This window comes from Variovorax ginsengisoli, assembly GCF_030811835.1.
GTDB classification, from domain to species: domain Bacteria; phylum Pseudomonadota; class Gammaproteobacteria; order Burkholderiales; family Burkholderiaceae_C; genus Variovorax; species Variovorax ginsengisoli_C.
Genome location: NZ_JAUSRO010000020.1, coordinates 36,621 through 56,016, shown reverse-complemented (window position 1 = coordinate 56,016; position 19,396 = coordinate 36,621). Strand labels below are relative to the sequence as shown.

General features: G+C 64.7%; 15 protein-coding genes and 1 tRNA gene. 11 read left to right on the top strand and 5 right to left on the bottom strand.

The window, feature by feature from the left end:
* Positions 1-578: 578 nt before the first annotated feature.
* The 3 genes from J2W36_RS24480 (at position 579) to J2W36_RS24470 (ending at position 7,714) form a co-directional block, all read left to right on the top strand.
* Positions 579-4,310, top strand: coding sequence for a DUF748 domain-containing protein (locus tag J2W36_RS24480; RefSeq protein WP_442478272.1), 3,732 nt, complete (start codon positions 579-581; stop codon positions 4,308-4,310).
* A gap of 90 nt (positions 4,311-4,400) precedes the next feature.
* Positions 4,401-7,280 (top strand): DUF349 domain-containing protein, encoded by a 2,880-nt coding sequence (locus J2W36_RS24475; RefSeq protein WP_307692391.1) that lies wholly within the window; start codon positions 4,401-4,403, stop codon positions 7,278-7,280.
* Positions 7,277-7,714: a GNAT family acetyltransferase gene (locus J2W36_RS24470; RefSeq protein ID WP_307692390.1), complete on the top strand. Its 438-nt coding sequence runs from the start codon at positions 7,277-7,279 to the stop codon at positions 7,712-7,714. Before J2W36_RS24475 ends, J2W36_RS24470 begins: the two co-directional genes overlap by 4 nt.
* An 18-nt stretch (positions 7,715-7,732) precedes the next feature.
* On the opposite strand, the gene J2W36_RS24465 is transcribed toward J2W36_RS24470, so the two are convergent.
* The 5 genes from J2W36_RS24465 to J2W36_RS24445 form a co-directional block, all read right to left on the bottom strand.
* Positions 7,733-8,527 (bottom strand): M90 family metallopeptidase, encoded by a 795-nt coding sequence (locus J2W36_RS24465; protein ID WP_307692389.1) that lies wholly within the window; start codon positions 8,525-8,527, stop codon positions 7,733-7,735.
* Positions 8,527-9,294, bottom strand: coding sequence for a UDP-2,3-diacylglucosamine diphosphatase (locus J2W36_RS24460; protein WP_307692388.1), 768 nt, complete (start codon positions 9,292-9,294; stop codon positions 8,527-8,529). Before J2W36_RS24460 ends, J2W36_RS24465 begins: the two co-directional genes overlap by 1 nt.
* Positions 9,295-9,314: 20 nt before the next feature.
* Positions 9,315-9,827 carry a peptidylprolyl isomerase gene (locus tag J2W36_RS24455; protein WP_307692387.1) on the bottom strand — a complete coding sequence of 171 codons (513 nt, stop codon included), beginning with the start codon at positions 9,825-9,827 and terminating at the stop codon, positions 9,315-9,317.
* Between the two features lie 15 nt (positions 9,828-9,842).
* Positions 9,843-10,397: a peptidylprolyl isomerase gene (locus J2W36_RS24450; protein WP_307692439.1), complete on the bottom strand. Its 555-nt coding sequence runs from the start codon at positions 10,395-10,397 to the stop codon at positions 9,843-9,845.
* 119 nt (positions 10,398-10,516) lie between these two features.
* Entirely contained in the window at positions 10,517-11,119 is a 603-nt protein-coding gene (locus tag J2W36_RS24445) for a tetratricopeptide repeat protein (RefSeq protein ID WP_370869380.1), read from the bottom strand.
* A gap of 209 nt (positions 11,120-11,328) precedes the next feature.
* Between J2W36_RS24445 and cysS the strand changes: the two genes are divergently transcribed.
* The 8 genes from cysS (at position 11,329) to J2W36_RS24405 (ending at position 19,382) form a co-directional block, all read left to right on the top strand.
* Complete coding sequence (cysS, locus tag J2W36_RS24440; RefSeq protein WP_307692386.1) at positions 11,329-12,705, top strand: cysteine--tRNA ligase; 1,377 nt, start codon at positions 11,329-11,331, stop codon at positions 12,703-12,705.
* Between the two features lie 20 nt (positions 12,706-12,725).
* Positions 12,726-13,454: a DNA-3-methyladenine glycosylase family protein gene (locus J2W36_RS24435; RefSeq protein WP_307692385.1), complete on the top strand. Its 729-nt coding sequence runs from the start codon at positions 12,726-12,728 to the stop codon at positions 13,452-13,454.
* Between the two features lie 56 nt (positions 13,455-13,510).
* The gene (locus J2W36_RS24430) at positions 13,511-14,491 is read left to right on the top strand and encodes an acetyl-CoA carboxylase carboxyltransferase subunit alpha (protein ID WP_307692384.1); all 981 of its coding nucleotides are present in this window, start codon (positions 13,511-13,513) and stop codon (positions 14,489-14,491) included.
* A 52-nt stretch (positions 14,492-14,543) separates the two neighbouring features.
* On the top strand, positions 14,544-15,500 hold the full coding sequence (gene tilS, locus J2W36_RS24425; RefSeq protein ID WP_307692383.1) for a tRNA lysidine(34) synthetase TilS: 957 nt from the start codon (positions 14,544-14,546) through the stop codon (positions 15,498-15,500).
* Positions 15,501-15,580: 80 nt separating this feature from the next.
* A complete protein-coding gene (locus J2W36_RS24420) occupies positions 15,581-16,849 on the top strand; it encodes an aspartate kinase (RefSeq protein ID WP_307692382.1) in 1,269 nt (422 codons plus the stop codon).
* 25 nt (positions 16,850-16,874) lie between these two features.
* Positions 16,875-16,967: transfer RNA gene (locus J2W36_RS24415), tRNA-Ser, on the top strand.
* A gap of 208 nt (positions 16,968-17,175) precedes the next feature.
* On the top strand, positions 17,176-18,423 hold the full coding sequence (locus J2W36_RS24410; protein ID WP_307692381.1) for a tyrosine-type recombinase/integrase: 1,248 nt from the start codon (positions 17,176-17,178) through the stop codon (positions 18,421-18,423).
* The gene (locus J2W36_RS24405) at positions 18,420-19,382 is read left to right on the top strand and encodes a hypothetical protein (protein ID WP_307692380.1); all 963 of its coding nucleotides are present in this window, start codon (positions 18,420-18,422) and stop codon (positions 19,380-19,382) included. Before J2W36_RS24410 ends, J2W36_RS24405 begins: the two co-directional genes overlap by 4 nt.
* The last annotated feature ends 14 nt before the right edge of the window (positions 19,383-19,396 follow it).

The window sequence follows — 19,396 nt, the reverse complement described above, 5'->3', positions numbered from 1 at the left end:
GCAAGGAGGGGTATGAGCGCGGCAGTCTGATCGGGCCGAAGGATCGGCGGCGGATTTCAAGGGCCCGGGCCGGTCATGTGGAGGCGGGGCGAGCCGCATTCTAGGAGGCGCTAAATACCGGGTCAAGCATAAGGAATTGATTTCTTATGTGGAAATGGAGTGGCCCAAGGGTTGGTTTGCAATTGGATGCAAAAAAGTTGCCCTTCATCGAGAGGCCCCTTCCGATTGAAAAAGCCACTCGCGCGAGCGTTGCAAAGGCACCAGAGAAGGCCTAATCTGCGGTTGCGTGATTGCTTCACGCATTCACCGAGATCCAAGCCGACAGGGAATCATCCCGACGCGCGACGGTCGAGGTAACCTCGGCGGCAATCCCTTGCTGCCAGCCTGACTGGAACGATTCAACTTCCGGTCGCGCGAAAAGATGGCATGGGTCTTGGGCCCGCCATCGAGCCCGGCAGCACGACCTCAGGTCTCACTGCCGGGCTTTCTTGTTTCATGGCTGGACATAGTGCGCACGGCACCTGTTTTGTCCGGCAGGGCCGGCATGCATCCCGGCAGGTTTGCGGCACACTCATGCGATGAAAGCCGCATCATGGACAAGCAACAAATGGATCAGACGTACCGGTATTGCGCTTCTGGGTCTGCTCGCGTTCTGGCTTGTGACCTGGCTGGCGGTACCCCCGATCGCGCGCCATCAGATCGAGAAGATGGCAACTGCCAAACTGGGGCGGCAGGTCACGGTGGGGAAGGTCGACTTCAAGCCCTGGACGCTCGAACTCGCGCTCAACGACCTGCGCATTGCCAGCGCGGATGGCAGTTCAGCGCAGGTGACCGTCCAGCGCATCTACGCCGACGCTGAGTTGCAGTCCGTCCTGCGGCTGGCTCCCGTGGTGGATGCCGTGCAGGTCACCGCACCGGTGGTGCGGCTGACCCGCCGTGCGGACGGCAGCCTGGACATCGACGACGTCCTGGCCCGGCTTGCCAGTCCGCCTGACGCACCCAAGAGCGAGATGCCGCGTTTCGCTCTCTACAACATTGCGTTGTCAGGCGGCTCGATCGACTTCGACGACCAGACGGTCAAGAGCAAGCAGGAACTGCGCGATCTGGTGGTGAATGTGCCGTTCCTGAGCAACCTGGCTTCCAAGCGCGACGTTACGACCGAGCCCAAGCTCGCATTCAAGCTCAACGGCAGTGCCTTCGACAGCACGGCGGTGACGACGCCGTTCGCCACGAACCGCAAGACCGCAGCGCAATTGAACTTCAAGGGCCTCGATCTGGCGCCTTATCTGGGCTACCTGCCTGGCGGGTTGCCAGCGCGTCTTCAGGCCGGAACGCTGGATGCCGAGCTCCAGCTCGACTTCGAGCAGACGACCACGACCGGCCTGAAGGTCACGGGGCAGATCCAGGCGCATGGCGTCAAGGTGGCCGATGGGCGGTCGCGCGAGCTGCTGGCCTTCGATTCGCTCCAGGTCGACCTGGCCGATGTGCGGCCGCTCGAAGGTGTGATTCACCTGGGCGAGGTGGTGCTGGGTGCACCGAACCTGACCGTCGCGCGCGACGCGGCTGGGGCGCTCAACCTGCTCGCGGTCGACAAGGCGACGGGTGAGGCGTCCAAGCCCCAGCCCGCCGCAGGCGCCGTCCGCGCGCCATCCGCGCCATCCGCGTCCGGCACGAAGGCCGTGGACGCGGCGCCCGCCCGGCCGGCGATGCGCGTCCAGATCGACAAGGTGGCGCTTCATGGCGGCGAGATCGGTTGGCGCGATGCCACCACCCGGCCGGCGGCAGCGGTGGATTTCAAGCAGCTCGGCATCGAGGCGACCGGCGTGGCCTGGCCGCTGGACAAGCCCGCCCAGTTCACCGGGGCGATGACCATTGCCGGCGCGCCCTTCAAGTTCAAGGGCGACGCGACCGACAGGCTGGTCAACGTCCAGACCGACGTGTCGGGGCTGCCGCTGTCGTTGGCGGCACCCTATCTCGCGCAGAGCCTGGAACCCCGGCTGGACGGCAAGCTGAGCGGCCAGATCGACGTGGCCTGGGCTGCGCCAGCCTCCCTCCGATTCAAGGCGCGCAAGCTGTCAGCGCAAGACCTGGCTTTGACGAAAGAGAAGACGGCGCTGGCCAGCGTTGGCCGCTTCGAGCTGGTCGATGCCGAGGTCGACATGACCCGTCACACACTGGCCATCGCGGCCCTGACGGCGACGAATCCAAAATTCAGCGTGGAACGCGACAAGGACCGACGCTGGATGTTCGAGCACTGGCTGCGCACGTCGGGAACCCCCACCGCTGCAGCCGGCAACGCGCCATCCGGTACCACCGACACCACGGCGCCCAATGCGAAGCCCTGGCAGCTCACAATCGGCAGCCTGGGCATCGACAACGGCGCGTTGGCCTTTGCGGACAACGCCAGCGGTACACCGGTGGCGGTACAGGTCACTGCGCTGCAGCTGCGCGCCGAGAAACTCGCGCCACAGACGTCGGCCGTGTCGCCGGTCCAGATGTCCGGGCGCATCGGTGCCGGCCGTGCCGAACCCGGACGTTTCGATTACAAGGGCAACCTGGTGCTCCAGCCAGTGTCGGCCGAGGGACGGCTGGAAGTCTCGGCCTTTCCCGCGCATGCGTTCAAGGCCTACTACGCCGATGCGCTCAACATCGACATTCGGCGTGCCTACGCGGGTTACAAGGGGACCGTCCGGGTGGCGATGGCGCCCGCCGGACTGAACCTGAAGCTGGCGGGCGACACCTCGCTGGAGGATTTCCGCGCAAACAGCGCATCGCTCACGCAGTCCGACGCGCCAGGTCTGGAACGCGCCAACAACCAGTTGCTGAGCTGGAAGGTGCTGGCCCTGCGCGGCTTGCAGGTGGGCATGACGCCCGGTGCGCCGCTGTCGCTGGACGTGCGCGAGACCACGCTGACCGATTTCTTCGCCCGTGTGATCGTGGAGCCGACCGGACGCATCAATCTTCAGAGCCTCACCAAGAAGTCGGCACAGGCTGCCGCCGCTGAGCCCGTCGCCGGCAAGGAGGTCGTGACCGAGCGCAAGCGCGATGGCGAGACAACCACGACGGCCACGGTCGCACCGGACCCGGCCGCGAAGAATGGTCCGGCGGCCGTCATGAACTTCGGTCCGATGAGCCTGGTCAACGGCCGGATCGACTTCACCGACCAGTTCGTCAAACCCAACTATTCGGCCGACCTGAGCGAGCTCAACGGCAAGCTCAGCGCCTTTTCGTCGCAACCGACGCAAGGGCAGTCCCAGCTCGCCGACCTCGAACTGCGTGGCAAGGCTCAGCAAACCGCCGCCCTGGACATTGCCGGCAAGATCAATCCGCTGGTCAATCCGCTCGAACTCGACATCACCGCCAAGATGCGTGACCTCGACCTGGCGCCGCTCACGCCGTACTCGGTGCGCTATGCCGGGCACGGCATCGAACGCGGCAAGCTGAGCATGGACGTCAACTACAAGATCACCCCGGACGGGCGGCTGTCGGCCACCAACAAGCTGGTGCTCAACCAACTGCGCTTCGGCGAAGAGGTCAAGGATGCGCCGAACAGCCTGCCGGTCAAGCTGGCCGTGGCATTGCTGGCAGACCGCAATGGTGTGATCGACGTCGAACTGCCCATCAGCGGCTCGCTCAACGACCCGCAGTTCAGCATAGGCTCGCTGATCTTCAAGGCGCTCGGCAATTTGATCGTCAAGGCAGTGACTGCGCCGTTCAGCCTGCTGACCGGCGGTTTCGGCGGCGGGGGACCGGGAGAGTCCGGCGCCATCGCCTTCAACCCTGGCAGCGCAGCCCTGTCGCCGGAGGCCACCCAGAACCTGTCCAAGGTCGCCAAGGCCCTGACCGAGCGCCCGGCATTGCAGCTCACGGTGGTCGGCACGTCGAGCCTGGAGCAGGAGCGCGATGCGTACCGGCGCCAGCGCCTGCGGGACCTCACCCAGTCGGAAAAGCGACGCGTTGCACTGCGCGGTGGCCAGGCCGCTACCGCAGATGTGGCTCCGGTGACCGACGCTGAATATCCAGCGCTGCTGGAGGCGGTCTACAAACGCGCGGATATTGCCAAGCCGCGCAACCTGATTGGCCTGGCCAAGGATCTCCCCGCCGCGCAGATGGAACAATTGCTGATGGCGAGCATTCCAGTCGACGATGACGCCATGCGCCAGTTGGCTGTGCAGCGTGCTGCGGCGGTGCGCGATGACCTCTTGCAGCAGCAGGTGCCAGGCGCCCAGCTCTTCCTCGGCGCGGTGCGAACGAACGCGTCGGGAGCTGATTGGAAACCCTCCGCAGAGCTCAATCTGGCGACACGTTGAACAGGTTTGCCGCGCGTCGGTGAAAATACACGGTAAGCCGGAAAAATGCCGGCGCCTTGCTTTCCACCTTCAGACAACGATTTGCGCGCAGTGACCTCTACATCTTCCAAGCCTCACGACCTCCAGTCCCTCGATACGCTCACCGGCGGCGCCTTCACGGCCCCCACTTCCGGCGAGCGTGCACAGCGCATTCGCGACTGGTTGGCGAGCAACCCTGCCGTCGAGCAAATGCAGGAGGTGTTCAAGGAACTGAGCGGCCGCGACAAGGGAGCCGCACGCGTGCTGCGCGAAAAGCTCGATGAAATCAAGCGCGCCAAGGGCCAGGAAGCCATTGCTGCCGAATGGGCGCAGAAGGCTGAAGTGCTGATTGCCCAGCCCAAGCTCAACATTGCAGACGCCCTGGCGTGGCAGCGCGACGCCGCCAAGGCAGGAGCGCCGCTGTCGCGCGAACCCCTCGCGGGGCTGAAGGTCAAGCTGGCCGAGCGGGTGAAGGGGATCGAAGACCTGCAGCACCGCGCGCAGGTGCAGCGCGAAGCTGCCGTGCTGCTCGCCCAGCGCTTCGAAGTGCTGTCAACCAAGGGCTGGCGCGACGCGCAGGCCGCTGAAGAGGCGCTGCGTGCCGACGTCGCGCACTGGCAGCAGCAGGCCGCCGACATCGCCGCCGATGCCAACTGGACCAGCCTCGACGCCAAATTCGCGCCGCAGCTCGATGCGTCCCGTGCCCAGTTGATCGTGGTGTCCGACGCGTTCCACGCCGCACTCGCGCAAACGCTGGCAGCCGTGGCCGATGCCTCGGCCCCGCTACCGCCCGTTCCGGTCTGGGCCGATGAACTGCGCGGCGCGCGCGGCCTGCCGCTCGAATCGGCTGCCGCCCACGCGGCGGCGGCCCCTGGCGGCGCCAAGCCCGCGCGCCAGGCTGGCGGTTCGAAGGTCGACCCCGAAAAGCGTGCCGCAGCCCAGGCTGCCGTGCAGGAGGCCCTGACCAAGCTGGAGCAGGAAACCGCCGAGGGTCATGGCAAGGCAAGCGCCGGCGCAGCTGCCGCCCTGCGGGCCGTGCTCAAGGAGCATGGCAAGCTGGTCGAAGCCCCGCTGGAAGCTCAGGTGCATGCCGCGCTCGTGGCGGCCGGTGAACTCGAAGGCTGGCAGCGCTGGAGTGCCGACAAGGTGCGTGAAGACCTGGTGGCCAAGGCCGAATCCCTGCTCAAGCGCCCCGAAGGGCAGGCGCTGGGTGGCCGCAAGATGCAGGAAACGCTGCGTTCGCTGCGCGATCAGTGGAAGCAGGCCGACCAGGGTGGCGTGCCCAACCATGCGCTGTGGAAACGTTTCGACGAAGCCTGCAACGAAGCCCACAAGGTGGTCGAGGCCTGGCTGGAAAAGGTGCGTGCCGACGCCGCCGAGCATCGCGCGCACCGCGTGGCGCTCATCGAGGAAGTCAAGGCCTGGGCTGCAGCGCATGCCGATGCGTCGGACCTGAAGGCGCACAACCGCGCGCTGCATCAATTTGCCGACCGCTGGCGTGACGCCGGCCATGTGGGCGAAAAAGTCTTCGCCGAACTGCAGCCGCAGTGGAACGAAGCCTTCGGTGCCGCACGCGCGCCTTTCGAGACGGCGCAAAAAGCCAGCGTCGAGCGTCGCCAGGCCATGATTGCCGAGGCCGCTGAGCTGGGCGCTGCACCTGTGCTGCGCATCGATGCCGTCAAGGCACTGCAGCAACGCTGGCAGGCCGAAGCACAGGGCGTCCCGCTCGACCGTCGCCAGGAACAAAAGATGTGGGACGCATTCCGTGCGCCCATCGATGAGGCGTTCAACCGCAAGACGGCAGAGCGTGAGAAGGTGTCGTCGCAGATGAGCGACCACGACCGCCACGTGCTGAACGCGTCCAAGGCACTCGAAGCCGCCAGCGCCACAGGCGACGTGCAGAAAATCCGTGCAGCCATGGCGCAACTCGAAGCCGCGATTCGCGGTGAGGCGCCACCGCCCGCACCGGTCGCATCGCCTGCCGCCGCGGCACGCACGGCGAGCCCGAGCGGCGATGGTCCGGATGTCGGTGCGACCGACGTCGTGGCGCCTGGCCAGGCGGCAGCCGAATTCGGTGAAGGTGCCCAGATCGCGCCTGCGCCCGGCGAGACCGACGCACCCGCACCGGATGCGCCGGTGGCCGAGCTGGAGGAAGAAACGAACGCCAAGGCGCCCGCACCTGCCGGCGACCTGATTGCACCCGAAGGCAGCGCCGACATGGCCGCACGCGCCGACGAAGGCGACAACGCAGCCGCCGCCGTGCCCGCGGAGGCGCCCAAGGCACCGCCCAAGCCGGTGGTGGCTGCGCGCCGTGGCGACGACCGTCCCGGCAGCCGCAAGGGCGAACCGGCTCCCATGGGCCGCGATGCCAAGTTCGGCGACCGGCGCGACAGCCGCGGCGGTCCAGGCGGACGTCCGAACGACCGCGGTGCTGCCGGCGGCCCCGGTGCCGGCCGCTTCGGCGACCGCGCACCGCGCTTCGAAGACCGCGGTCCGCGTCTGGGCGACGCCGCCTTCCGTGCCCAGCGCGAAGCGCTCGAGCGCGCCGACCTGTCGCTGCGCAAGCTCGCAGCACAGGCCCATGGCGAAGCACTGACCCAATTGCTCGGTGCCTGGGAGAAGCGCGATGCAGCGCAACTGCCGAGCGTGCAGGAGCTCGGCCGCGTGGTCTCGCCCGCGGTGCGCACCACCTGGTCCCAAGCCGTCTCGGCACCGCCTTCCGGCGATGCGGGCGAAGCGTTGCTGCGCCTCGAGATCGCGGCCGAGGTGCCAACGCCGGCCGACCAGATCGATGCGCGCCGCGCCATGCAGCTCAAGCTGCTGACCAAGCGCAACGATCCGACGCCCGCGCAGACCTGGGGCCAGGATGCCGGCAAGGTGCTGGCTGCGGCGCACGATGCCGCTACGGCGCGTCGCCTGCAGAATGCCCTGAAGGCGCTGCTGCGCAAATGACGATGCGGGGCGCCTTGGTCGTCCGCAGCTTCGATGCCGCGGACACCGAGGCGGTCATCGCGCTGTGGCGCACCTGCGGGCTGGTGCGGCCCTGGAACGATCCGCACAAGGACATCGCGCGCAAGCGGGGCGAGCAGCCTGAGTTGTTCCTGGTCGCGTGCGTCGACGAACGCATCGTCGGTTCCGCGATGGTGGGCTACGACGGCCACCGGGGGTGGGTCTATTACCTGGCGGTGGCGCCCGACATGCGGCGCCGCCATTTCGGGCAGGCGTTGGTCGAGCGGGCAGAGCAGTTGCTCATCGCGCGCGGTTGCCCGAAATTCTGTCTGATGGTGCGCCGCGAGAACACGGCGGTGCTCGATTTCTACCGCGAACTGGGCTTTGCCCAGGACGATACGGTGCTACTCGGCAAGCGGCTGATCTCGGACCTTTGACGCCAGGTCGGCGCTGACTCAGGCCGGCGTGGGCCGGAAGAAGGCGTCGAACATCCTCAGCAACTGCGGAAAGTCGCGTTCGAAATTCGCGCGATTCACGAAATAGGCTTCGCATGCCACGGCAAAGAATTCGCTGAGCGATTCGGTGCCGTAGGGGTCGAGCCAGGGCGGCTCGCCGCCAAAACGCTCGGCCACGATGGTCTGCTCGCGGAAATTCTCAAACGCCGGTTGGAGCACGTCGAGCCAGGCGGCGCGGGATTCACGCGCGGTGGTGCGGCCTGCAAACCCAGGCGGCAGGGCGGGGCAGCCGTCCGGTACGCCGCTGCGCATGTCGATCTTGTGGGCGAATTCGTGGATCACGACGTTGTAGCCATCGCCGCTGGTGATGCTGCTGGCCAGCACGTCCTGCCAGCTCAGCATGACCGGGCCGCGGTCCATGGCCTCGCCAGCGACGATCTCTTCATATTCATGGACCACGCCGCTGTCGTCGACGGCCGTGCGCCGGGCCACGACCTCGGACGAATGCATGACGATGCCGACGAAATCGTCGTACCAGTCGAGTCCGCCCCGCAAATGCAGCACCGGCAGCACGGCCTGGGCCGCGACTGCCAGCGCCACTTCGTCGGTGATGGTGAAGCCGTGCGCGCCATGGAATTCCTTGTCGCGCAGGAATTCGGCAGCCAGCGAACGCAGGCGCAGCACGTCTTCGGCCGGACGATCGGCCAGAAAGGGATATCGCGCCAGCGTGGCCTGCCAGGCAGCGTCGGGAATGGAGGGGGCAGCCCGCAGGCCCCGCAGCCATTTGATGAGCATCAGCGGATGTCCACGCGTTGCAGGCCCGCCGGCGTCAGGCACAGGACCTGGGCGCGTGGCGGATGCGCAGCCGCGTCCCAATCACTGAGCACGACACGTTGCAGCCCGTCGCCCAGGTCGTGGTCGGCCGGGCGATGGGTGTGGCCATGGATCAGCGTGGGAGCCTGGGCTTGCCGAAGCCAGGCTCGTGCGGCATCGGCGTCGACGTCGGCCCACACCGTGTCGGGATTGCGCTTTCGGTCTTCGCTCTGCGCGCGCATGCCACGTGCCAACGAGCGGCGTTCTTCGAGCGGGCGCGCGAGAAAGGCCTGTTGCCAGTCAGGAGCGCGAACCAGCGTGCGGAAGGCGAGGTAGTCGGTATCGTCGATGCACAGCGCATCGCCGTGGCTGAGCAACCAGCGCTTGCCGTGCATCACGAGCACGGTCGGGTCGTCGAGCAGCGTGAAGCCGCATTGCCTTGCGGCCTCTGCGCCGATCAGGAAGTCGCGGTTGCCGTGCATGACGAACACCGGCCTGCGTTCGGCCGCCTGACGCAGCAATGCGGCGCATTGCGCCTCGAAGCCGGGCAGGGTGGCCGCGTCGTCGCCGATCCAGACCTCGAACAGGTCGCCGAGCAGGAAGATGGCATCGGCCGGCGTGGTGTCGAGATAGCCTCGCCATGCCTCGAAGGTGGCCGGCTCGCTGACCTGCAGGTGCAGGTCGGAGAGCAGGTCGACGGTGCGCCACGCGGCCGGTGCCACGAGTTCGGCAAAGGCCGGGTGGGTCATGTGGCGCGGCCCGGCGTCGGTCACTCGACGGTGACGACGGCCTTTTCGATGATCACGTCTTCGACGGGCACGTCGTCATGGAAGCCCTTGCGGCCCGTCTTGACGGCCTTGATCTTGTCGACCACGTCGGTGCCGGCGATCACCTTGCCGAACACGGCATAGCCCCAGCCCTGGGCCGAGGGTGCGGTGTGGTTGAGGAATGCGTTGTCAGCGATGTTGATGAAGAACTGCGCGGTGGCCGAGTGCGGTGCGCTGGTGCGCGCCATGGCGACGGTGTACTTGTCGTTCTTCAGGCCGTTGTTGGCTTCGTTCTCGATTTCGGCGGCCGTCGGCTTTTGCTTCATGCCGGGTTCGAAACCGCCGCCCTGAACCATGAAGCCCGGGATCACGCGATGGAACACGGTGTTGTCATAGTGGCCGTTCTTCACGTACGAGATGAAGTTCTCGACCGACTTGGGTGCCTTTTCGCGATCGAGTTCGAGGGTGATGGTGCCCTGGCCCTGGATGGTGAGTTCGACTTGGGGGTTGCTCATGAATATGCTCCTTGGTTACTTCGCCACGAGGGTGGCGGACTCGATGGTGACGGGTTGGCTCGGCACGTTCTGCATGCCGCCCTGGTTGCCCGTCGGGACACTGCGGATTTTGTCGACCACGTCGGTGCCAGCGACCACCTTGCCGAACACGGTGTAGCCGTAGCCGTCCGGATTGGGTGCATTCAGCATCGTGTTGTCCTTCACATTGATGAAGAACTGCGAGGTGGCCGAGTTCGGGTTGCTGGTGCGCGCCATGGCGATGGTGTACTTGTCGTTCTTCAGGCCGTTGTCGGCTTCGAGGACGACCGGCGCGCGCGTCGGCTTTTCCTTGAGCGTGGCCGAATAGCCGCCGCCCTGGATCATGAAGCCGTCGATGACGCGGTGGAACACCGTGCCGTCGTAGTGCTTGTCCTTGACGTACTGCAGGAAGTTGGCAACCGTCTTGGGCGCCTTGGCTGGCGCAAGCTCGACCACGATGTCGCCCGCCGAGGTGCTGAGCTTGACGCGCGGCGCGTCCTGCGCCCAGCTGGGGGCCGACAGGGTCAGGGCGGCGGCCAGCACGAGTGCCATGCGACGCGAGATGAAACGGATGTTCAAAGGAAGGCTCCTTCTGGATGGGGGGCGGGACTCTGGAGCACGTGACCACGCCGGGCGCGGCGCTCCAGGAAAGCGGGTTTGCTGAGGCGGGCTTACTGGCGAACCGGCTTGCGGTTGTCGACCGGCGCGGCCGGCAGGGCCCCGGAAGCCGGTGTGGCGAAGATCTGGCGGATCAGTGCGAGCTTGGGTGGCACGGTCGCGCGTCCGGGCTCGAGCTGTTCCGTGCGCGCATAGGCCTGCGCCGCCAGGCGGGCGTAGATGTCGCCAAGGTTTTCCTGGGCCGTGGTGTAGCGCGGATTGAGCTTGAGCGCGGTTTCAAGGGCGGCACGCGCCTTGTCGAACTCGCTTTGCTGCGCGTACAGCGCGGCCAGGTTGTTGTAGGGCTCGGGCAATTCAGGGAAGTCCTGGGTGAGCGAGGTGAAGGCAGTGACCGCATCGGCGCGCTTGCCCTGCTCGGTCAGGATCACGCCGCGCAGGAATCGCATCTGCGGATCGCGCGGCTTGCCTGCAATGTAGGTGTCGGCCTTGGCGAGCGCCTGGTCGGCCTTGCCGCTGCGCAGCAACTGGTTCACGTCGGCATAGTCGTCCGCGTGTGCTATACCGATGGCCAGTGCCATGCAGGCGCCGCCGGCAAGGGCGCGAAGGAAACGAAATGGAAAACGCATGGAGAAGACGGCGGGGGAGGCGGCGTTCATGAAGCCTTGGGTAATGGCAGGTGAACCGAGCCGACCAAGTTGAGGGAAGCTTCTTCGCCGACTCGGAAAATTGCCGGCGAGGGCCGTTTATACTGCTGTCATTGTAGCCGAGGGGCCGCGCCCAACCTCCCGTGCCACACCCCCTGTCCCCCTGAAAACCCCGTTGTTCGCCGCCTTCCGGCGAGCGCGAACAACGCTTCCCTAAGCTCATGAGTCTGCGCATCTACAACACGCTGTCGCGTGAACTGGAGAACTTTTCCCCGTTGAAACCCGGCCATGTGCGCATGTACGTGTGTGGCATGACGGTCTACGACTTCTGCCACATCGGCCACGCCCGTTCGCTGATTGCGTTCGACGTGGTGCAGCGCTGGCTGCGCCAGGGCGGCCTGCAGGTCACCTATGTGCGCAACGTCACGGACATCGACGACAAGATCATCCGCCGCGCGGTGGAGAACGGCGAAACCGTCCGCTCGCTGACCAACCGCATGATCGACGCGCTGCACGAAGACGCTGACGCGCTGGGTATCGAACGGCCGACGCACGAGCCGCGCGCCACGGACTACGTTGCGCAGATGTTGTCGATGATCGAAACCCTCGAGCGCAAGGGCCTGGCATACCGCGCTTCCAATGGGGATGTGAACTACGCAGTGCGCAAGTTCCCCGGCTACGGCAAGTTGAGCGGCAAGTCGCTCGACGAGCTGCATGCGGGCGAGCGCGTGGCCGTGCTCGACGGCAAGGACGATCCGCTGGATTTCGTGCTCTGGAAGAGCGCCAAGCCGACCGAGCCCGATGAGGTGAAGTGGGCCAGCGCGTTCGGCGCGGGCCGCCCTGGCTGGCACATCGAATGCTCGGCCATGGCCTGCGAGATGCTCGGCGAGACCATCGACATCCACGGCGGCGGCGCCGACCTTCCATTTCCGCACCACGAGAACGAAATTGCCCAGAGCGAAGGCGCCAGCGGCAAGCCGCTTGCGCGTTACTGGATGCACAACGGCTTCGTCAACATCGACGACGAGAAGATGTCCAAGAGCCTGGGCAATTTCTTCCTTATCCGCGACGTGCTGCAAGCGTTCGACGCCCAGACCCTCCGGTTCTTCGTGGTTCGCGCGCACTACCGCAGTCCGCTGAATTACAGCGATGCGCATTTGAGCGATGCGCGTGCCTCGCTCAAACGCCTGTACACCGCGCTGCACCTGGTCGCGCCAGAGCAGGTGGACATCGACTGGAGCAACGCTTACGCGGCGCGCTTCAAGGCGGCGATGGACGAAGACTTCAGCACGCCCGAGGCGGTGGCCGTGCTGTTCGACCTGGCCGGCGAGATCAACCGCACCCGGTCTGCTTCGCTGGCCGGACTGTTGCGCGCCCTGGGGGGCTGCCTGGGCATCCTGCAGGGCGATCCGCAATCCTTTCTCCAGGCCGGCACCACGCTCGACGAGCCGACCATCCAGGGCCTGATCGCCCAGCGCGCGGCGGCCAAGGCAGCCAAGGACTTTGCTGAAGCCGACCGCATCCGCAACACGCTGCTCGCCCAAGGCATTGTCCTGAAGGATTCCCCTACAGGCACGACCTGGGCGGCTGCCCAATGAGGTTCGAGACCACACATTTGATGACAACCAGTTCCCTGCTTCCCGGCATCGAGGCCGCCCCGGCCAAGCCACTCGTGAAATCGGCCGCCAAGACGGCCCCCAGCCCGGTCGCCAAGACGACGGTGAAAATCATCACGCCTGATTACTGGGATGAGGCCTGCCGCCACCTGGCCAAAAAAGACCGCGTGATGAAGCGGCTCATTCCGCAGTTCGGTGATGCGAGCCTCGAATCGCGCGGTGACGCCTTCACGACGCTGGCACGCAGCATCGTCGGCCAGCAGATATCGGTGAAGGCCGCGCAGTCGGTCTGGGACCGCTTCGCACTGCTTCCGCGCAAGATGACGCCGGCCAACGTGCTCAAGCTCAAGGTCGACGACATGCGTGCGGCCGGCCTGTCGGCGCGCAAGGTGGAGTACCTGGTCGATCTGGCCATCCACTTCGATTCGGGTGCGGTGCACATCGATGCGTGGAAGGACATGACCGACGAGATGATCATCACCGAGCTGGTGGCGATCCGCGGCATCGGCCGCTGGACGGCCGAGATGTTCCTGATCTTCCACCTGATGCGCCCGAACGTGCTGCCACTGGACGACGCCGGCCTCATCAGCGGCGTGAGCCTGAACTATTTTTCGGGCGAACCGGTGAGCCGCAGCGACCTGCGCGAGGTCGGCGTGGGCTGGGCTCCGTACTGCAGCGTGGCGACTTGGTATATTTGGCGTTCGCTCGACCCGGTGCCTGTGGCGTATTGAGTGGCGTGCGCACCTGTTGCACGTCGAGCATTTGAGAAATAAAACTGGAGAAGACGTTGGCAAAACGAACCTTCCTCGATTTCGAGCAGCCGATTTCGGAGCTCGAAGGCAAGATTGAAGAACTGCGCTATGTGCAGACTGAGTCGGCGGTCGACATCTCTGAAGAGATCGACCAGCTCAGCAAGAAGAGCCAGCAGCTCACCAAGGACATCTACAGCGACCTGACGCCCTGGAAGATCACCAAGATCGCCCGGCATCCGGAGCGCCCTTACACGCTCGACTACGTGAGGGAAATCTTCACCGACTTCGTCGAGCTGCACGGCGACCGCCATTTCTCCGACGACCTGTCGATCGTCGGCGGACTGGCGCGCTTCAACGGCGTGCCCTGCATGGTCATCGGCCATCAGAAGGGCCGTGACACGAAAGAGCGCACGGCGCGCAATTTCGGCATGAGCAAGCCCGAGGGCTATCGCAAGGCGCTGCGCCTGATGAAGACGGCCGAGAAGTTCAAGCTCCCGGTGTTCACCTTCGTCGACACGCCCGGTGCGTATCCGGGCATCGATGCCGAGGAGCGTGGCCAGTCCGAGGCGATCGGGCGCAACATCTTCGAGATGGCGCAGCTGGAAGTACCGATCATCGTGACCATCATCGGTGAAGGTGGCTCTGGCGGTGCGCTGGCGATCTCGGTGGGCGACCAGCTGGTGATGCTGCAATATTCGATCTATTCGGTGATCAGCCCCGAGGGCTGTGCGTCGATCCTGTGGAAGACCAGCGAGAAGGCGCAGGACGCAGCCGACGCGCTTGGCATCACCGCGCACCGGCTCAAGGCGCTGGGCCTGGTCGACAAGATCGTCAACGAGCCGGTCGGCGGCGCCCATCGCGACCACAAGCAGATGGCCGCGTTCCTCAAGCGCGCCCTGGCAGATGCCTACCGCCAGGTCAGCGACCTGAAGGTCAAGGAACTGCTGGAACGCCGTTACGAGCGCCTGCAGAGCTACGGCCGGTTCTCGGACACCAAGGCCGACCTGAGCAAATAGAGGCGTGGCTTGCGCCGGCTGCGAGCAGCCGGTGGAGCCGCCCTTGCCATCGATGGAGAATCCCGCCGCCCCGGTGCTTGCTGCTTGGGCGGCGCCTTCACTTCTGGGTGTTGCCTTCAGCGGCGGCGCCGACTCCACCGTGCTGCTGCATGCCGCCGCCCGACAGTGGCCGGGGAGGGTGCATGCCCTGCATGTGCATCACGGCCTGCAGGAGGCCGCCGATGGCTTCGAGGCGCATTGCATGGGCGTCTGCGAGCGTTTGGGCGTGCCGCTGCATGTCGGACGCATCGACGCGCGCCACGCCGTGGGGGAAAGCCCTGAAGACGCGGCCCGGCGTGCGCGCTATCGCACGCTGGCCCGGCTGGCGACGGATCAAGGCATCGGGGACATCGCGCTCGCGCAGCATGCCGACGACCAAGTCGAGACCTTGCTGATTGCGCTCAGTCGGGGTGCCGGGCTCGACGGACTGGCGGGCATGCCGCGCGAGATGACACGCCATGGCGTGCGATTTCATCGTCCCTTGCTTGACCTGCATGCGCACGCCTTGCGCGCCTGGATCGCGGCCAGTGGCACACCATGCATCGAGGACCCGAGCAACAGCGACCTGCGCTACACCCGCAACCGCATCCGGCACCAGGTGTTGCCCGCACTGGCGGCGGCGCTGCCGCAGTTTCGAGAGACCTTTGCGCGCTCTGCCCGCAATGCCGCCCGCGCCTCGGGGCTGCTCACCGAGCTGGCCGCGGCGGATCTGACGACGACCGGCGCGCCACCGGCCCTGACCGCCTTGCGTGACCTGCCGCGCGAGCGCCAGGCCAACCTGCTGCGGCACTGGCTGCGCACGGCACACGCGGCAGTACCGAGCGAGGCGCAGCTGGCGCAGTTGCTCGACCAGATCGACGCCTGTCGTACGCGCGGCCATCGGATTCACCTGAAGGTGGCCGACGGGCATGTGCTGCGGGAAGGGCCGGTGTTGCGTTGGTACAATGCTGCGCCGTCGTCGTCACCGTGAGCCTTGCGCTGAACGGTCGCTGACACAGGCCGCGGATGCTGCAGTCGCAGTGTCCGAATCCTTTCTCTTTGACTTCACCCATGGCATTGATCGTTCATAAATACGGCGGCACGTCGATGGGCTCGACCGAGCGCATCAAGAATGTCGCCAAGCGCGTCGCCAAGTGGGCGCGCGCGGGCCACCAGATGGTGGTGGTTCCCAGTGCCATGAGCGGCGAGACCAATCGCCTGCTCGGCCTGGCCAAGGAGCTGGCATCCGGTTCGCTGGGCAGCACGCACGATCGCGAGCTGGACATGCTCGCCTCGACGGGCGAGCAGGCGTCGTCGGCGCTGCTGGCCATCGCGCTGCAGGCCGAAGGCGTGCCTTCGGTGAGCTACGCCGGCTGGCAGGTTTCGGTGCGCACCGACAGCGCCTTCACCAAGGCCCGCATCGAAAGCATCGACGACGCCCGCGTGCGCGCCGACCTCGCTGCCGGCAAGGTCGTGGTCATCACCGGCTTCCAGGGCGTGGACGACAACGGCAACATCACGACGCTCGGCCGCGGCGGCAGCGACACCTCGGCCGTGGCCATCGCTGCGGCGATGAAGGCAGCCGAATGCCTCATCTACACCGACGTCGACGGCGTCTACACGACCGACCCGCGCGTCGAGCCCGACGCACGCCGCCTGGCCACCGTGAGCTTCGAGGAAATGCTGGAAATGGCCAGCCTCGGCTCCAAGGTGCTGCAGATCCGCTCGGTGGAATTCGCCGGCAAGTACAAGGTGCCGCTGCGTGTGCTTTCGAGCTTCACGCCGTGGGACATCGACATCAATGAAGAAGCCAAGTCCGGCACGCTGATCACTTTCGAGGAAGACGAAAACATGGAACAAGCCGTCGTATCGGGCATTGCGTTCAACCGCGACGAGGCCAAGATCTCGGTGCTCGGCGTGCCCGACACCCCGGGCATCGCCTATCACATCCTCGGTGCCGTCGCTGATGCGAACATCGAGGTCGACGTGATCATCCAGAACCTGAGCAAGGACGGCAAGACCGACTTCAGCTTCACCGTCAATCGCAACGAGTTTGCCAAGGCGATGGACCTGCTCAAGTCCAAGGTGATGCCGACGCTCGGTGCTGCCGAGATCGTGGGCGACACGAAGATCTGCAAGGTCAGCATCGTGGGCATCGGCATGCGCAGCCACGTCGGCGTCGCCAGCAAGATGTTCCGCGTGCTCAGCGAGGAGGGCATCAACATCCAGATGATCTCCACCAGCGAAATCAAGACCTCGGTCGTGATCGACGAAAAATACATGGAATTGGCAGTGCGCGCACTGCACAAAGCCTTCGATCTGGACCAGCCGACCCCCTGATTGATGGCATAATATCGGCTTGCCAGGAACTGTGACCGAGTGGCCGAAGGTGCTCCCCTGCTAAGGGAGTATGGGGTGTAGAGCCTCATCGAGGGTTCGAATCCCTCCGGTTCCGCCAATACAGCTTCTGAATTCATTCAGGTGCTATCAGAGAAGCCCGATAGATCGTTGATCTACCGGGCTTTTTTGTCGTCTGTACTGTCCAGAACGTTCCATCGCTTTCCAGTCCGATCCGGGGCAAGCCGGATGTAAAGCGTGGTAGCAGCCGTGGTAGCGCGCATGCCTGTGGTAACGGCCGGAAAATCGCCTGTGGTAAAAGCGCGGCCATGGCAAGACACACTCTCACAGCGCTGGGCCTCAAGGCAAGGCTGGCTGAAGAAATCAAGACGGCCGCCGCGACGCAGAAAGTCAGGCGCATTGGCGACGGCGACGGCCTCATGCTGGTGGTCGCGGTCAACGGCAACGCCTCGTGGATCTGGCGCTATTCCAAGGTCACGACGCGCACTGACCTGACGCTGGGCCGATGGCCCACCATGACGCTGCAGCTGGCCCGCGAGAAAGCCGAGGAGGCGCGCCGCGCCGTCGCCGCCGGCGTCGACCCTGCCGCCAAGCGTGCGGCCGCACGCGTGGAGCGTCAGCTGGCAAAGAGCGACGACACCTTGCGCATGCTCTTCGACGACTGGCTGGCCACGTCCAAAAGCGAGATCTCCGTGGTCTACCGCGGCAACATAGAGGCTGCCCTGATCAAGGATGTCTTCCCGACGCTCGGCGCTCGAGCGCCGCACCTGGTCACTCGAGCGGACATCTTGGCCATCCTGCGGACGATCGAGGCACGGGGCGCCTTGGACATGGTGAGGCGCGTTCGCATGTGGCTGCGCGAGCTCTTCGAGTTCGGTATCGACGACGAGAAGCGGCCGCTGCTCCTCGCCTCGCCTGTGCCCATGGGAACGCTCAAGAGCTTCAAGACGCGCAAGACACGCAGCTTCCCCGCGATCACCGATGCCGCGGCCGTGCCGGCGCTGATGCGAGCGATCCGCAGCACTGAGCATTGGACGATACGCACGGCGCTCCTCTTCAGCGCTGCGGTGTTTCAGCGGCCGACCGAGATCCGCGCGGCGACCTGGTCGGAATTCGACCTTGAGGAAGCCCGATGGACCATTCCAGGCGAGCGTATGAAGGGCAAGGAGGAACATTGGGTGCCGCTGGCCACGCAGGTGGTGCAGCTGCTGCGGCAGCACCAGGGCGTGGTGGGCAACGTTGGGTGGGTGTTTCCTGGCCGCCGCTATGGAAAGCCACTGTCGGAAGGAACGCTCACTGGCCGGCTCAATGCGTGTGGCTACGAGTCGAAGCATTCACCGCACGGCTTCCGGGCGATGGCAAGGACCGTATTGGACGAAAAGCTGAAGGTCGACGTGCGCTTCATTGAAAAGCAACTTGCTCACGAAGTCGACCTGCGCCTCAAAGGCGCTTACAACCGCGCTGAATATTGGGACGATAGGGTCGCCATGATGCAATTATGGGCAGACTGGCTGGAAGGTTATGCTGGGACGGCTACGAATGGGGAGTTTCAATGACGAATTTCGAAGGCTCTCTCGTCGTAACTTTGGAATGCCTTCCTGCGCCATATCCGCTCCACCTCTTCTCGACACAACAGGGGGATACAGCTATTCAGCTGGGCCTGAACGCGAATGGGAATTTCTTTGCCGTAATAGTCTCGCCCAGCGAAGTGCATAGGGCGCGCTTCCAAAGGATTCAGATCGCCGGGCCCGCGCGTCTAATTGTCATCGTTACCTGGTCGAAGGATGGTATTACTGCGGCGATAGAAGGAGTGGAGCTTGAGAATTCCTCGGGACCCTTGCGGGTATTTGAGTCAAGTGAACGTATTCGGAACAAACCCGAGTTGGAAAGAGCGGCGCATGAAATTGAATGCACTGAGCTTGAATGGCTCTTTATTGAAACTCTTTTCGATTTAGAAGAAAAATTGAACGTGGCTAGTTCATACTCCCTGCGGCGGGCTGCTGGCCTCATTCGTCAGTTAATTGTAGATGGCGCAAACCTTGTAGACGCAGTGAATCGAGAGTATAGGTTGCCGATCAGATTCGAAGTACCACCAGACCATAAAGAACGTGGCAAGCATGACTTGGATTTAATGCCAACCATGCACGTATGGCGGCTGCGCGAAGGATTTGAAGACCCGCCTCGAATTTTGGTCAATCTGTCAAGTTTGCGAAAGCAAGTGGTAGCTCATCACGGTGGCACGCCAATTAATTTGGATGACTTCATTGACTTTGCGGCAAATAGTAGGGGCGGCGTGCATTGGGATGAGTCTACTTTGCCTCCATCCCGAAATCGAATAAATGCCCTTTCTTGGGTCGGACGACTAAATAGTGCTGAAATTACCATCCAGGATTTGGGTTATGTTTTGATCGAGGGTTTGATTCCTCTGCTGAATGCGATAAACAGACGTCGGGCTATCAGGGGGCTTTACACCCCGGCCTGGAAGAGCTATTGTTGGTCCATGCCTATAGATTGATTCTCGTTTGTGAT